Source organism: Xenorhabdus bovienii, assembly GCF_024721015.1.
GTDB lineage: Bacteria > Pseudomonadota > Gammaproteobacteria > Enterobacterales > Enterobacteriaceae > Xenorhabdus > Xenorhabdus bovienii.
In genome coordinates, this window is the sequence record NZ_JANAIF010000453.1 from 1 (window position 1) to 254 (window position 254).

1 protein-coding gene is annotated in these 254 nt (G+C 44.9%); it reads left to right on the plus strand.

Going from position 1 to position 254, the window contains the following annotated elements:
- On the plus strand, positions 1-254 hold a 254-nt coding region (locus NXS07_RS22740), incomplete at both ends, for a cation:proton antiporter domain-containing protein (protein ID WP_258087687.1).

Genomic DNA, 254 nt, shown 5'->3' on the forward strand with positions numbered 1-254 from the left:
GCTGTGGCAGCAGGATTAATGCTGAGTAATGTGAAGCTGGGCATGACAGCAGATGAAAGATCTTTAAAAGATATCCTGGATAAAATCTGGGGATTGATTGACGACCTGCTCAACACCATTCTTTTTGTGATGATCGGTTTACAGGTAGCAACCATACATTTTTACAGCGCGTATTGGGTAATCAGCCTGCTGGCTATTGTCTTTGTGCTGATAGCGAGATCAATCAGTATCACCGCTCCTGCCATGGTGCTGTC